Below are 13,132 nucleotides of genomic sequence, written 5' to 3' on the forward strand. Positions count from 1 at the left end.
TGCATGTGGTGATCATGCCAAAACGCTGGTATTTCTTGCTCGCATGACGACTTCGCGTCCATTACAAGTGGGAACAGGAAGGTTGGCGGCGGGCGCGATCGCGCTGGCACTCGTGCTCGTCGCCTGCGGGGACGGTGGGGACTCCGGCTCCGCGGGCGACGGGAAGCAGAAGATCCGGGTGGCCGCGTTGCCGCTGACCGACGCGGCGGCGCTCTACATCGCGCGGGACCGCGGACTGTTCGTGAAAGAAGGGCTGGACGTCACCATCCAGCCCGTCCAGCAGAGCATCCAGGCCCTGCCCGCCCTGTCCAAGGGCCAGGTCGACGTGATCGCGAGCGCGAACTACGTCACCTTCCTCCAGGCCGACGAGAAGGGCACCCTCGACCTCCGCATCCTCGCCGAGGGCGTCCGCACGGCACCGCACATGATGGACGTCCTGGTCCCGAAGGACTCGCCCATCAAGACCCCCGCCGACCTCGAGGGCAGGACGGTCGCCGTCAACATCCTCAACAACATCCAGTCGCTCACCCTCGACGCGATCCTGGACCAGCAGGGCGCCGGACACCCCACCTACCGCCAGATCGCCTTCCCGCAGATGGGCCCCGCCCTGCAGAAGGGCCAGGTCGACGCCGTCCACGCGGTCGAGCCCTTCGACAGCGCGATCCAGGGCGAGTTGAAGGCACGGGTGCTGCTCGACGGCGGGTCCGCGCCCGTCCGGTCCCTGCCGATCAGCGGCTACGTCACCACCCGCGCCTTCGCCGAGAAGCACGCCGAGGCCGCGGCGGCGTTCAAGCGCGCGATCGAGGCCGCCTCGAAGCTCGCGGCAGAGGACCCTTCGCTCGTACGCGCCGAACTCCCCAAGTACACCAAGGTGACCGCGGACCAGGCCAAGACCATCAATCTGCCCGCCTACCCGGCCGCCACCGATGCCGCCCAACTACGCCGGCTCACCGAACTCATGCGGAAACAGGGGCTGTTGAAGAAACCGATCGACCCGGCCACGCTCCTCGTCAAGTGAACCGCCGCCAGGAACTCACCCTGGGCGCCCTCGGCGTCCTCCTGGCCCTCGGCGCCTGCGAGGCGGTCGGCAGAGCGGGCCTCGTACGACGCAGCTACCTCCCACCCGCGTCCGAAGTCCTGGCCCGCGCAGTCGAGTTGGCGGGCGACCGCACCTTCCTGGACGACGTGTCGGTCACCCTCCGCGCCTGGGCACTCGGCCTGGGCATCGCCTGCGCCATCGCGATTCCACTCGGTCTGCTGCTGGGCAGCGTGCCGGTGGTCGACGACGCGGTACGCGCGGTGATCGAATTCCTCCGCCCGCTCCCGTCCGTCGCCCTCATCCCCCTCGTCTCGCTCCTCCTCGGCTCCGGCACCGAGACCGAGGTCGCGCTGATCGCCTACGCGTCGATCTGGCCCATCCTCTTCAGCACCGTCTACGGCCTGGGCGAGACCGACCCCCTCGCCAAGGACACCCTGCGCACCTTCGGCTTCGGCCGCCTGTCGATCCTCCTGCGCGTCGAACTCCCCGCCACGGCCCCCTTCATCGCCGTCGGCCTCCGCATCTCGGCCGCCACGGCCCTCGTCCTCGCCACCGCCACCGAACTCCTCTCCGGCTTCGGCCAGGGCCTCGGCATCTTCATCGCCCAGGCCCAACTGGCCACGGACGGCACACGGGACGTCTTGGCGGGAGTGGTGTGGGCGGGGGTGCTGGGGCTGGTGATCAATGGAGTGCTGGTGTGGGGGGAGCGGAGGGCGTTTCCCTGGAGGGCGGGGGTTCGGGGAGCGGTGGGGGCGGCGCGCGGGAAGTCGCGTGCGGCGGGCGCGGGCGCTCCGGGCGACCCCGGGGCGCGGAGGGGGTTCGGCCGGGGCGGCGCACGGCGGGACGATCGCGTCGCCGCGCGGCAAGGTGATTCCGGCGGGGCGGCGCCGACCGGGTCCGCTGCGGGGACCCAGGGCGGGCCGACCGGCTCCGGACGGGACGAACCCGGGCCGGCCGGCTCCGGACAGGACGAACTCGGGCCGGTTCCGCCGGACGGTGCTGCTGGGCGTCCGCCGGAACGCGGCGACGAGGCGGCCCACGGCGGGGTGTCGAACGGGTGTGCGGTGAGGCCTCGGGGTGGGCTGTCGGACTTCGGACCGGTTGACCCCGGGCCGGTTCCGCCGGACGGTGCTGCTGGGCGTCCGCCGGAACGCGGCGACGAGGCCGCCGACAGCGGGGCGTCGCCGTGAGCCGGGCGCCGGCCTCCGAGTCCCGTCGCCCCGCCGACCATGGCGCCGCGAGCCGAACCGCTCACCTGGTCGGCGGCACCGCGCGCCGTGCCCTCCCGCGCCTGCTGGTTCTCGTACTCGCCCTGTGCGCCTGGCAGTTGGCGGCCAGGGCGCACGGCAGTGTCTACTTCCCGACGCCCGCGCGTATTGCGCGCCACGCCTACGACCTGTGGTTCTCGGGGCCGGTCGGACACGTGTTCCTCACCCCGCCCGCCGTCGACACCATCCTGCCGAGCCTCGGGCGGATGTCCGCGGGGTTCGTGCTCGCCGCGGTCGCCGGGGTCGGTCTCGGCATGCTGGTCGGGCGGTCGCCCCGGGCCTACGCCCTCTGCGATCCGGTGCTCCAGTTCGCGCGGGCCGTGCCGCCGCCCACGCTCGTGCCGGTGTTCGTCGTCGTGTTCGACTTCGGTACGCCGATGCAGCTCGCGTCGATCGTGTTCAGCGCCGTCTGGCCGGTGCTGATCAACACCGCGGAGGGCGCGCGCGACACCGACCCGCTCCGGCTCGACGTGGCCGCCGTACTGCGGCTGACCGCGGTCGAACGCCTCTGGTTCCTGCTGCTCCCCTCCGCGCTGCCCCGCATCTTCGCGGGCCTGCGGCTCAGCCTCTCGCTCTGCCTCATCCTCATGGTCTTCTCCGAACTGCTGCCGGGCACCGCGAACGGCATCGGCTTCGCGCTCACCGACGCCCAGTCGCGCTCCGACCTGCTGACCGTATGGGCGGTGCTGGTCCTGCTCGGCGCCCTGGGGTACCTGCTCAACACCGGCCTGCTGGCGGTCGAGAAGCGGCTCACCGGCAGTCGGACCCGGACCCACGAAGGAAGCCGCAAGGGAAGGACCACATGAAGGGCACCGTCCTGGACGCCGTCGTCCAGTTCCTCCGCGACACCGGCATGACCACGGTCTTCGGCAACCCGGGCTCCACCGAACTGCGCATGTTCCGCGACTGGCCCGACGACTTCACCTACGTCCTCGGCCTCCAGGAGTCCACCGCCGTCGCCATGGCCGCGGGCCACGCGCTGGGCACCCGCCGCGCCGCGTTCGTCAGCCTGCACTCGGCCGGCGGCGTCGGCCACGCGCTCGGCGCCGTCTTCAACGCCCACCGCGACCGTGTCCCGCTGGTGATCCTGGCGGGCCAGCAGGCGCGCTCCCTGCTCCAGCTGCGCCCGTTCCTCGGCGCCGACCGCCCGGCCGAATTCCCGCGCCCCTACGTCAAGTTCGCCCACCAGCCGGAACGCGCCGCCGACGTGCCCGCCGTACTCGCGGAGGCCCACCGCGTCGCGATGACACCCCCGCGCGGACCGGTGTTCGTCTCCGTCCCCGAGGACGACTGGGACCAGCCCGCCGTCCCCGTCGTACCGCGCACCGTGCACACCGGCTTCACCGCCGCCCCGCACACCCTGACCGCCCTCGCGGACCGGCTGGACGCCTGTGCCCGCCCCGCCCTGGTCGTCGGCCCCGGCGTCGACGACGAGGACGCCCTCCCCGAGGTCCGTGCCCTGGCGGAACGCACCCGCGCGGGCGTCTGGATCAGCCCCCTCTCCGGCCGCTCCGGCTTCCCCGAGTCGCACCCCCTCTTCCAGGGCTTCCTGCCACCGGTGGCAGGCCAACTGGCCGCGCGGCTACGGCCGTACGACGTCGTCGTGGCCCTTGGCGCGCCCGTGTTCACCTACCACTTCGACGACGGCGGCCCGCTCCTGCACCCCGGCACCGAACTCCACCACCTGGACTGCGACCCCGCACAGGCGGCCTGGCTGCCCACCGGCACCAGCATCGTCACCACCCTCAAACCCGCCCTCGCCCAACTCACCGCGCTGCTACGGCAGTCGGACCGCGAACCGCCCCCGCCCCGCCCGGCACCCGCGCCCCCGGAGCCCGGCACCGGCCTCACCGCCGAACTGGTCCTCGACCACCTCCGCATCCGGCTGCCCCGCGAGCGCGTCCTCGTCGAGGAGGCCCCCAGCCACCGGGACGCCCTCCACGCGCGCGTGCCCGTCGACAACTCGGGCGGCTTCCTCACCACGGGCAGCGGGGCCCTCGGCTGGGGCCTGCCGCTCGCGGTCGGCCGCGCGCTCGCCGACCGGCGCCGACTGGTCTGCGTGCTCGGCGACGGCTCCGCGCTCTACTCGGTGCAGGCCCTGTGGACCGCGGCCCGACACCGGGCGCCCGTCACCTACCTCGTCCTCGACAACGGCGGCTACGCGGCCGTCCGCGCCCTGGGCCGCCGCATCGGCATCACCCCGGTCCCCGGCACGGACATCGGCGGCGTCGACTTCGTGTCGCTGGCCGAGTCCTTCGGCTGCCCTGCCACCTACGTCGACGACCCCGCCGTACTCCCCGAAGTCCTGGACCGCACCCTCCACTTGCCCGACGAGGACGGCCCGCACCTGCTGCACCTCCGGGTCGCCGCGGGCGAGGGCGCGCTCTACACCGAACCCTGGGCCAGGTGACCGACCCCGATGCTCCGCCTCGACTCCCTGAGCCAGCACTACGGCGACCAGCCCGTCCTGCGCAACATCACCCTGACCGTGCCGGACGGCCAACTCCTGTGCGTGGTGGGCCCGTCGGGCTGCGGCAAGTCCACCCTGCTGCGCACCGTCGCCGGGCTGCTGCCCGCGCGCGAGGGCACGATCACGATCGACGGCACACCGGTCACCGGCGTCCCCGACCGCCTGGCCGTCGTCTTCCAGGACTACGGCCGCTCGCTGCTGCCCTGGCTCACCGTCCGCGACAACGTCGCCCTGCCCCTGCGCCGCCAGGGTCTGCGCCGGGCCGAGCGGCGCGCCGAGGCGGAACGCATCCTGGACCGCGTCGGCCTGACCGGCGCCGCCCGCCGCCACCCCTGGCAGCTCTCCGGCGGCATGCAGCAGCGCGTGGCCATCGCCCGCGCCCTGGTCTGTCGTCCCTCTTTGCTGCTGATGGACGAACCCTTCGGCTCCCTCGACGCCCAGACCCGCGAGGACCTGGAGGACCTCCTTCTGGAGGTGCACCGCACGGACGGAACGACGATCGTCTTCGTCACCCACGACATTGACGAAAGCGTTTACGTCGGCGACCGCGTCGTCGTCCTCACCCCGGGCCCCGGCGCGAGGGTGGCGCTGGACCTGCCGGTCGAACTCCCTTGTCCCCGCGACCAGATCGGCACACGGGGGCTGCCGGAGTTCGTGGCGCTGCGCACCCGGGTGGGCCGCGCGGTGCGCACGCCTAGCCCAGCCGTACGTCCTGCCACACCATCCGGTGGTCGGACGTGACGACCGTTCTGCCGTCGCCGACCAGCCGGTACAGCGGGTCGTCGGAGGTCGGCCAGAACACGCCGTTGCGGCCCGGGACCAGACCCTTGGACGGCAGGACGTGGTCCACGCGCAGATTGCCCGGGGCCGTGTCGCTGAAGTCGCCCGTGTCGTAGGCGGGGTTGCCGATCTGGCCGACGTTGGCGCCGCCCTGGAGCTTCGCCGCCTCGACCCCGCCCGCGCTGGCGGGCGGCTTGGCGGGCAGGTTGATCGCCGGGTGGTCGAGGAACTGCCGTACGGCGTGGTCGTAGCTGTCGCCGTCGTACGGATCTGCGTTCTGGTCGCCCGCGATCACGAACCGCGCGCCGGGCCGCAGTCCGCCCCGGACGCCCTTGTCGTCGTAGAGATAGGCGCTGCGCGCGTGGCCGCCGATGTAGTCGGCCCACAGCCGGATCTCGTCGTGGTTGCGGCGGCCGTTGCGGTCCTCCGGGCCGTCGAAGGTGGGCGGCGTCGGGTGCGAGACCAGGAAGTGCACGGTCTCGTGGCCGAGCCGGACCGGCACGTCCCAGTGGCTCTTGGAGGAGAGCCGGAAGATCGCGCGGGCCGCGTCGCTGTAGTAGCCCGGCGGAATCACGTTGCCCGGCATGTCCTTCCACAGGAAGTGCTGGAAGGTGCGCACCGCGCGGGTGTCGATCGGGAACTTGGAGAGGACGACCATGCCGTACTGCCCAGGGAAGAAGCCGTAGCCGAACGCGTCCTGCCCGTACGCGTCGGAACCCGGCGTCGTCACCGCGCCGTTCTTGCCGTCGAGGTCCACACCGGACGGCACGCCCGTGTTCACCGGGCCGGTGAAGTGGTACGGGAAGTGGATCGGGCGGGCGCCGTTGTGGCCCCGGGACAGGTAGTTGTCGAGGAACAGCCGGACCGCCGTGCCGCCCTCGACGTAGTCGAACTCGTTGATCAGCAGGATGTCCGGGTTCACCCGCTGGATCGTCTCGGCGACATTGCGCGCCTGGACGTTGTCGGGTGTCGACAGGTCCGTGACCAGCGCGCCCTGCGTGGCCCGGTTCAGCGAGGCGTTGAACGTGGCGAACCGCACGGTCCGCCCGGACCCGTACCGCCCGGCCGCCGACGCCGGGAACGCGGCGGTGCCGGCCAGCGCCGTCCCGGCCAGGGAGGCGAGCGCGGTGCGGCGGGAGAAGGCTCTGGAGTGGTTCATCGGGACTCCGGTGAGGGAGGGGACACGTGAACCCCCGTAGTCTGCGCGCGTAGAAGTGAACGCCACAAGATGCGGGCGAAACTCATGGGTTCACCGCCGATTCACGCGATGGTGTGATCATGTCCCTTGCCCGGGATGGCCGTTGAGAGGCGCGGGTAGGGCCCCGGCCATGACCCAGCCGTTCGAACTCCCGCACTTCTACATGCCGTATCCCGCGCGCCTCAACCCGCATCTGGAGGAGGCCCGCGCCCACTCCTCGGCGTGGGCGCGCGAGATGGGCATGCTGGAGGGCTCCGGGATCTGGGAGCAGGCCGACCTCGACGCGCACGACTACGGCCTGCTCTGCGCCTACACCCACCCCGACTGCGACGGGCCCGCCCTGTCGCTGATCACCGACTGGTACGTGTGGGTCTTCTTCTTCGACGACCACTTCCTGGAGATCTTCAAGCGCAGCCAGGACCGCGCCGGCGGCAAGGCCTACCTGGACCGGCTGCCGCTGTTCATGCCGCTGGACCTGGCAACTCCCGTACCGGAGCCGGAGAATCCGGTCGAGGCGGGGCTCGCCGACCTGTGGGCGCGCACGGTGCCGTCGATGTCCGTCGACTGGCGCCGCCGCTTCGCCGTCGCCACCGAGCACCTCCTCAACGAGTCCCTGTGGGAGCTGTCCAACATCAACGAGGGACGGATCGCCAACCCCGTCGAGTACATCGAGATGCGCCGCAAGGTCGGCGGCGCACCCTGGTCGGCGGGTCTGGTGGAGTACGCGACCGCCGAAGTGCCCGCGTCCGTCGCCGGGTCGAGGCCGCTGCGGGTGCTGATGGAGACGTTCTCCGACGGCGTCCACCTGCGCAACGACCTCTTCTCCTACCAGCGGGAGGTCGAGGAGGAGGGGGAGAACAGCAACGGCGTGCTCGTCCTGGAGACCTTCTTCGGCTGCACCACCCAGGAGGCCGCCGACACCGTCAACGACGTCCTCACCTCCCGGCTCCACCAGTTCGAGCACACCGCGTTCACCGAAGTGCCCGCCGTGGCCCTGGAGAACGGGCTCACCCCGGACGAGGTCCGCGCGGTCGCCGCCTACACCCAGGGCCTCCAGGACTGGCAGTCCGGCGGCCACGAGTGGCACCTGCGCTCCAGCCGCTACATGAACGAAGGCGCCCTCGACAACTCGCCGCTGAACGGCCCGACCGGCCTCGGCACCTCCGCCGCCGACATCGGCGCCCTGCTCGCCTCCGCCGGCGCCGAACGGCTGCGCGCCTACACCCACGTCCCCTTCCAGAAGGTCGGGCCCTCCCAACTCCCCGACTTCTACATGCCGTTCCAGGTCGAACTCAGCCCGCACCTCGACGGCGCCCGGCACCGCCTCGTCGACTGGATGCACTCCGTCGGCATGCTGGAGGAGGGCGTCTGGGACGAGGAGAAACTCGCCGCCGCCGACCTCCCGCTCTGCGCGGCCGGCATCGACCCGGACGCCACCGAGGAGGCCCTCGACCTCAGCTCGCGCTGGCTCGCCTGGGGCACCTACGGCGACGACTACTACCCCCTCGTCTACGGCGTCCGGGGCGACCTCGCCGCCGCCCGTGTCACCACGGCCCGCCTCTCCGACTGCATGCCCGTCGAGGGACCGCCGGTCGTCGTGCCGGTCAACGCCATGGAGCGCGGGCTCATCGACCTGTGGGCCCTCACCACCGCCGAGATGCCCGTGGACGACCGGCACACCCTGAAGGACTCGATCAACAAGATGACCGAGAGCTGGGTCTGGGAGCTCTCCAACCAGATCCAGCACCGCATCCCCGACCCGGTCGACTACCTGGAGATGCGCCGCGCCACCTTCGGCTCCGACCTCACCCTCAGCATGTGCCGCATGGGCCACGGCCCGAAGGTCCCGCCCGAGGTCTACCGCACCGGCCCGGTCCGCGCCCTGGAGAACGCGGCCATCGACTACGGCTGCCTCATCAACGACGTCTTCTCCTACCAGAAGGAGATCGAGTACGAGGGTGAGGTCCACAACGCCATCCTTGTCGTCCAGAACTTCTTCGGCATCGACTACCCGACCGCGCTCGGCGTCGTCCACGACCTGATGACCCAGCGCATGCGTCAGTTCGAACACGTCGCCGCGAACGAACTGCCCGTCGTCTACGACGACTTCGACCTCTCGGACGAGGCCCGCGAGATCATGCGGGGCTATGTGACCGACCTCCAGCACTGGATGGCGGGCATCCTGAACTGGCATCGCGAGGTCGACCGCTACAAGTCCGCCCACCTGGCCCGCCGTTCGCACGGCTTCGTTCCGGACCGGGTACCGGCGATGCCCTTCGCCTGACGACCCGTCAACCGAGATTCCCGGGGTCCCGGACCCGCTGCGCCACGTCCTCGGCGAGCTCCCGTACGGCCGTCGCGCCGGCGCCCGAGAGCTCGCCGAGTATCGCGTCGGCGGCGGCCAGGGTCACCCGGGCCTCCTCGGGGAGGTTCGCGTCGGCCAGCGCGCGGGTCAGGGCGTAGTGCTCCTCGGCTATGTAACAGCCGAGGTTCACGCCCTGCCAGTGCCTCAGCGACTCGTCCCCGGGGTCGGCCAGCGTGTCCCGGAGGGTCGCCAACGTCCCTCCGGCCTCGGTGAGTTGATCCGTCTCCCGCTCCAGGCGGGCCTGCCTCAGCCGGGCCGAGACGCGGTCCCACGCCGTCTGCTGGAGGGCGGCGTAGAGGCGCTGGGCGCGCAGTGCCTGGACGCGGTCGCCCAACTGCTCGAACTCGTAGGCCAGTCCGTGCAGGGGAGACGGGTCCAGTGCCTTCGGGGTGCCCGGCCGTCGCAGCAGGCTCTGGTCCATCTCGATCTCGTCCAGCCGGCGGATCAGGGCCGTCCGGGCCAGCTCGGTGAGCCCCTGGTCGGCCGCCAACTCGGTCCAGGTGGACGGGGGTTCGTCGGAGGGGTCCGTACCGAAGAGCGACTCGTCGAGCTCCCGGGCCCACTCCCGGAGGGCTGCTCCGTCCGCGTCCGGCCTCGGCATCTCGCTCAGCCCGCACGCGGTGTCGAAGTCCGTCTCCCGCACCTCGTTCAGCAGCGGCAGATCCTCGACATACCCGTGCAGCCCCACCAGCACGGCGGCGAGCCGCAGTTCGTCCGTCATCGACGACTCCGTCTCGCGCCGCAGCAGGTGCCGCAGCAGCTCCAGATCGCCGTCCGCGCGGTCGAACTGCGCGGCCCGCAGGGCGAGTCGACGCCGTACGGGGTCCCCGGCCACCGTGTCCCACGCCGTATGGTCGCCCCCGCGCAGCGCCGCCAGATCCGCCCGCCCCTGGGCGAGCACCGGCTCCCACAGCGGGGGACGGGGATGCCGGTCGAGGAGGGCGTAGGCGCCGCCCTCCTCGGCGTTCAGGAGCAGGAAGTCGGGCTCCGTGCGCAGCAGGGCCGCGTGCAGCATGCCGATCAGCTCGACCGGGGAACGCTCGGACAGGCCCAGGGCGGCGCGGAGTCGGGGCCGCGCCTCGTCGAGGCCGTAGTCCTCGCGGAACTCGTCCTCAGTCTCCGTGACCGCCGCCAGGATCTTCTCCGGGCCGTCGGACGGGGACAGGTCCAGATGGTCGCGCCAGCCCGGCAGACCGATCACGAGCTCCAGCGCCTCGTCGACACCGGAGCCGATGATCCCGGCAGAGCCCTCGGAGTCGGCGTACAGCACGGAACCGTCCGCGCACACGAAGTACGTACCGCCCGCGCCGTCACCGGCGACCGGCCGCAGCGGGGCGCCCGAGGCCAGCCGGACCTCCTCGACGTGGTCCGTCCGGTCCAGGTCGAAGTCGAAGGGGAACGCGGCCAGTTCGGCCAGGTGGGCGTGCTGCTGGAGCAGCCGCAGGGCGTGATCGGTCATGTCACAGAACGTAACAGGCGGCACTGACAGCGGGCCGGACCACTGCGGAAACACCAGGTCAGAACGGTTCTCGGTGGGCAGTCAGGCAGTCAACGCCTCGGTCCGTGCGGCGTGTTCGACCGCGGCCCGGGCCAGGGCGCGGACCACCGGGTGCGGGCGGGTGCCGTCGCCGGAGAGTTCGGGCTGGAAGAGGGTGGCCAGGAAGAAGGGGTGGCCGGGGAGTTCGGCGATCCGGACATGGCCGTCCTCGTCGTGACCGGTGAAGCGCAGCCCGTGGGCGCGCAGGGTGTCGAGGTGGCGGGAGGGACCGTAGGAGCAGAAGTAGCGCTCGACCGTGCGCTCGGAGCCGATCACCGACTCGGCGAGCGAGCCCGGGTCGATCGTGACCACAGCCTCGTGGCCGACGAGCGAACAGGCCAGCGGTTCGATGAGGAGGTCCTCGGCGTCGGGGTCGTTCTCGGCGTGCGCGACCCGGGTCAGCCCGCACACGTCACGGGCGTACTCCAGGAGCGCGTGCTGGAAGCCGCCGCAGGTGCCGAGAAAGGGAATGCCCTCCACGCGCGCGGTGCGGATCGCCGACAGGACGCCGGCCTCGCTCCGGTACGGGCTGCCCGGCACCACCCACACGGCGTCGAAGCCGCGTACCGCGTCCTCGGCCCCGGCGTCCTCGGAAGGGATCCAGTAGGCGTCGAGGACGAGCCGGTCGCGTTCGGCGAGGGCGTCCAGGATCAGGGGGAGACGGGTGTGCGAGACGACGTTGGGGGAGCGGTCGCCGACCAGCGCGATACGGGCGGTCCGGTCCGTCTGAGCTGCGGTGTTCGTCATGTCCCTCATCCTGGGCGCAGGCCGGGGTTCACGTCCAACGATGATTTGTGCACCCTCGATAAGCAGAGCTGATGCCGGCCGGGCATCCTGTCCGGATGGACCCGCATCTCCTGCGCACCTACGTCACCGTGGCCCGGCTCGCCTCCTTCTCGGAGGCCGCGCGCGAGCTGGGCTACACCCAGTCCGCGGTGTCCCAGCACATCGCCGCCCTGGAACAGGACCTCGGCGCCCCGCTGCTCACCCGCCGCCCGGTCACGCCCACGGCCGCCGGTGAGCGGCTCCTCGAACACGCCGCCCCTTTGCTGCTGCGCCTGGACGCGGCCCGCGCGGACGTCGTGCGGATGGCCGCCGCACCCGAGCGCGGGCTGACCCTCGCCACCGCGCCCACCGCGCTCGCACCATGTGTCCTGGCCGCCCTCCCGCGCGCGGGAGTCACTCTCCGGGTGCTCGCCCGCGACGAGATCCCGGCCGCCGTGGCCACCGGCACCGCCGACCTGGGCCTGGTCGACGGGATCGCGGCCCCCAACGACCCGCTACGGATGCCCGACGTGGCCCCGCTGACCACCCACGGCGTCGCCGAGGAGCCCGTGTGCGTCCTCGTCCCGGACACACATCCTCTGGCCGGCCGCTCCGCCCTGCGCCTCGGTGACCTCGCCGCCGCCCGCTGGCTCGACGCCCCCGACGCGGGCGTGCCCCTCTCGCGCCTCCGCGCGGCGAACGGCGGCGGCGCCTTCCGCCCCGCCCTGCGCTACGACGGCACCGACGTCCGCGTCCTCACGGCCCTCGCCGCCGCGGGCCACGGCCTGACCCTGCTGCCCCGCTCGGCGGCCACCGGGGTACCGGGCGCGGTCGCCGTCCCGCTCACCGAACCACGGGTCGTGCACCGTACGGAACTCGTCTACCGGGGTGCGCCGCGCGGGGCGGCGGCGCGGTTGGCGGGACGGCTGGTGGAACGGGAAGGGCAACGGGAGTGAGGCACCACGCGCGCGTGCTGCACGCACGGCCGGCTTCCCTCTCCTGACCGTCGGTCAGTCTCACTCGTTCGTGGCACGTCGGGCGCCGGTGCGCCGGGTAGAGCATCTGCCGGAGGCGATCCATGGAACAGACTGCGTTGCGTTTCAAGCCGATGCCCGGCCAGGAGCCCGGCGACGGCACCAAGCCCGGCACCACCCGGCGCCCGCACGCCGCGCGGCGCCGCGGCCGACGGCTCATCACCCTGCTGTTCAGCGTGTTCGTCGGGACCGTCCTGGTGCTCTCGGGGGTCGGACTCGGCACGGTCGGCGCCACCGTGATCGGCATGAGCAAACTCGCCGACATGCAGCGCCGGGCGGCGGCCCGGCAGCCCGCGCGGACGGCCACCCCGGGCACCCCCGCCGACCGGACCTCGTCCGCCGCGAGCCCGACGCCGTCGCCCACGTCCGCCGACTCCGCCGCGTCGGCCGCCACGTCGGCCGGCGCGACGCTCGGCGTGGAGGCCGTGGACGCCGAGCGGACCGGCGCCCTGATCGTCGGCGTCCATCTGCCCGGCCCCGGGTACACGGCGGGCCTGGTCCGCGGCGACGTACTGCTCACGTTCGGCGGTGCCCGCGTCGACTCGGCGGCCGACCTCGCCCGCGCCGTCGCCCGCGCCCACCCGGGGAAGGGGGTCACCGTCACGGTGCGCCACCGCAGCGGCGGCTTCCAGCAGTTCACCGTGGTCCCCGGCTTCGTCGTCTGAAGCGCGCGCGA

11 protein-coding genes are annotated in these 13,132 nt (G+C 72.5%); 8 read left to right on the plus strand and 3 right to left on the minus strand.

Features of this window, described 5'->3' with window-relative positions:
* Positions 1 to 43 precede the first annotated feature (43 nt).
* Genes SSP08S_RS30475 through SSP08S_RS56185 form a run of 5 tightly spaced genes read left to right on the plus strand, consistent with a single transcriptional unit; the run spans position 44 to position 5,518 of the window.
* Positions 44 to 1,018, plus strand: coding sequence for an ABC transporter substrate-binding protein (locus SSP08S_RS30475; protein WP_245607983.1), 975 nt, complete (start codon positions 44 to 46; stop codon positions 1,016 to 1,018).
* The gene (locus SSP08S_RS59640) at positions 1,015 to 2,229 is read left to right on the plus strand and encodes an ABC transporter permease (RefSeq protein ID WP_019071442.1); all 1,215 of its coding nucleotides are present in this window, start codon (positions 1,015 to 1,017) and stop codon (positions 2,227 to 2,229) included. The genes SSP08S_RS30475 and SSP08S_RS59640 overlap by 4 nt, the downstream gene beginning before the upstream one ends.
* Positions 2,226 to 3,113: an ABC transporter permease gene (locus SSP08S_RS30485; protein ID WP_019071443.1), complete on the plus strand. Its 888-nt coding sequence runs from the start codon at positions 2,226 to 2,228 to the stop codon at positions 3,111 to 3,113. Before SSP08S_RS59640 ends, SSP08S_RS30485 begins: the two co-directional genes overlap by 4 nt.
* Complete coding sequence (gene mdlC / locus SSP08S_RS30490) at positions 3,110 to 4,717, plus strand: benzoylformate decarboxylase (RefSeq protein ID WP_019071444.1); 1,608 nt, start codon at positions 3,110 to 3,112, stop codon at positions 4,715 to 4,717. The genes SSP08S_RS30485 and mdlC overlap by 4 nt, the downstream gene beginning before the upstream one ends.
* Before the next feature lie 9 nt (positions 4,718 to 4,726).
* A complete protein-coding gene (locus SSP08S_RS56185) occupies positions 4,727 to 5,518 on the plus strand; it encodes an ABC transporter ATP-binding protein (protein WP_019071445.1) in 792 nt (263 codons plus the stop codon).
* Here the strand turns inward: SSP08S_RS56185 and SSP08S_RS30500 are convergent.
* The gene (locus SSP08S_RS30500; RefSeq protein WP_019071446.1) at positions 5,472 to 6,716 is read right to left on the minus strand and encodes an endonuclease/exonuclease/phosphatase family protein; all 1,245 of its coding nucleotides are present in this window, start codon (positions 6,714 to 6,716) and stop codon (positions 5,472 to 5,474) included. The two genes, SSP08S_RS56185 and SSP08S_RS30500, sit on opposite strands and share 47 nt — an antisense overlap.
* A gap of 169 nt (positions 6,717 to 6,885) precedes the next feature.
* Here SSP08S_RS30500 and cyc2 point away from each other — a divergent pair, with 169 nt between their 5' ends.
* On the plus strand, positions 6,886 to 9,039 hold the full coding sequence (gene cyc2, locus SSP08S_RS30505; RefSeq protein ID WP_019071447.1) for a germacradienol/geosmin synthase Cyc2: 2,154 nt from the start codon (positions 6,886 to 6,888) through the stop codon (positions 9,037 to 9,039).
* Positions 9,040 to 9,046: 7 nt separating this feature from the next.
* Here the strand turns inward: cyc2 and SSP08S_RS30510 are convergent, their stop codons facing one another.
* Both SSP08S_RS30510 and SSP08S_RS30515 read right to left on the minus strand, forming a co-directional pair.
* Positions 9,047 to 10,579 carry a hypothetical protein gene (locus SSP08S_RS30510; RefSeq protein WP_019071448.1) on the minus strand — a complete coding sequence of 511 codons (1,533 nt, stop codon included), beginning with the start codon at positions 10,577 to 10,579 and terminating at the stop codon, positions 9,047 to 9,049.
* Between the two features lie 81 nt (positions 10,580 to 10,660).
* Positions 10,661 to 11,404: a CTP synthase C-terminal region-related (seleno)protein gene (locus SSP08S_RS30515; protein WP_019071449.1), complete on the minus strand. Its 744-nt coding sequence runs from the start codon at positions 11,402 to 11,404 to the stop codon at positions 10,661 to 10,663.
* 95 nt (positions 11,405 to 11,499) lie between these two features.
* On the opposite strand from SSP08S_RS30515, the gene SSP08S_RS30520 reads away from it, so the two are divergent.
* Together SSP08S_RS30520 and SSP08S_RS30525 are read left to right on the plus strand one after the other, a co-directional pair.
* On the plus strand, positions 11,500 to 12,378 hold the full coding sequence (locus SSP08S_RS30520) for a LysR family transcriptional regulator (protein ID WP_043259795.1): 879 nt from the start codon (positions 11,500 to 11,502) through the stop codon (positions 12,376 to 12,378).
* A gap of 122 nt (positions 12,379 to 12,500) precedes the next feature.
* The gene (locus tag SSP08S_RS30525) at positions 12,501 to 13,121 is read left to right on the plus strand and encodes a PDZ domain-containing protein (RefSeq protein ID WP_019071451.1); all 621 of its coding nucleotides are present in this window, start codon (positions 12,501 to 12,503) and stop codon (positions 13,119 to 13,121) included.
* Positions 13,122 to 13,132 lie beyond the last annotated feature (11 nt).

Source organism: Streptomyces hokutonensis (assembly GCF_000376565.1).
GTDB lineage: Bacteria > Actinomycetota > Actinomycetes > Streptomycetales > Streptomycetaceae > Streptomyces > Streptomyces hokutonensis.

Coding starts and splice junctions, on each gene's coding strand:
- SSP08S_RS30515 (WP_019071449.1), bottom strand. CDS start 11,404: ATGACGAACACCGCAGCTCAGACGGACCGGACCGCCCGTATCGCGCTG.
- SSP08S_RS30525 (WP_019071451.1), top strand. CDS start 12,501: ATGGAACAGACTGCGTTGCGTTTCAAGCCGATGCCCGGCCAGGAGCCC.
- SSP08S_RS56185 (WP_019071445.1), top strand. CDS start 4,727: ATGCTCCGCCTCGACTCCCTGAGCCAGCACTACGGCGACCAGCCCGTC.
- SSP08S_RS30520 (WP_043259795.1), top strand. CDS start 11,500: ATGGACCCGCATCTCCTGCGCACCTACGTCACCGTGGCCCGGCTCGCC.
- SSP08S_RS30500 (WP_019071446.1), bottom strand. CDS start 6,716: ATGAACCACTCCAGAGCCTTCTCCCGCCGCACCGCGCTCGCCTCCCTG.
- mdlC (WP_019071444.1), top strand. CDS start 3,110: ATGAAGGGCACCGTCCTGGACGCCGTCGTCCAGTTCCTCCGCGACACC.
- cyc2 (WP_019071447.1), top strand. CDS start 6,886: ATGACCCAGCCGTTCGAACTCCCGCACTTCTACATGCCGTATCCCGCG.
- SSP08S_RS30475 (WP_245607983.1), top strand. CDS start 44: ATGACGACTTCGCGTCCATTACAAGTGGGAACAGGAAGGTTGGCGGCG.
- SSP08S_RS30510 (WP_019071448.1), bottom strand. CDS start 10,579: ATGACCGATCACGCCCTGCGGCTGCTCCAGCAGCACGCCCACCTGGCC.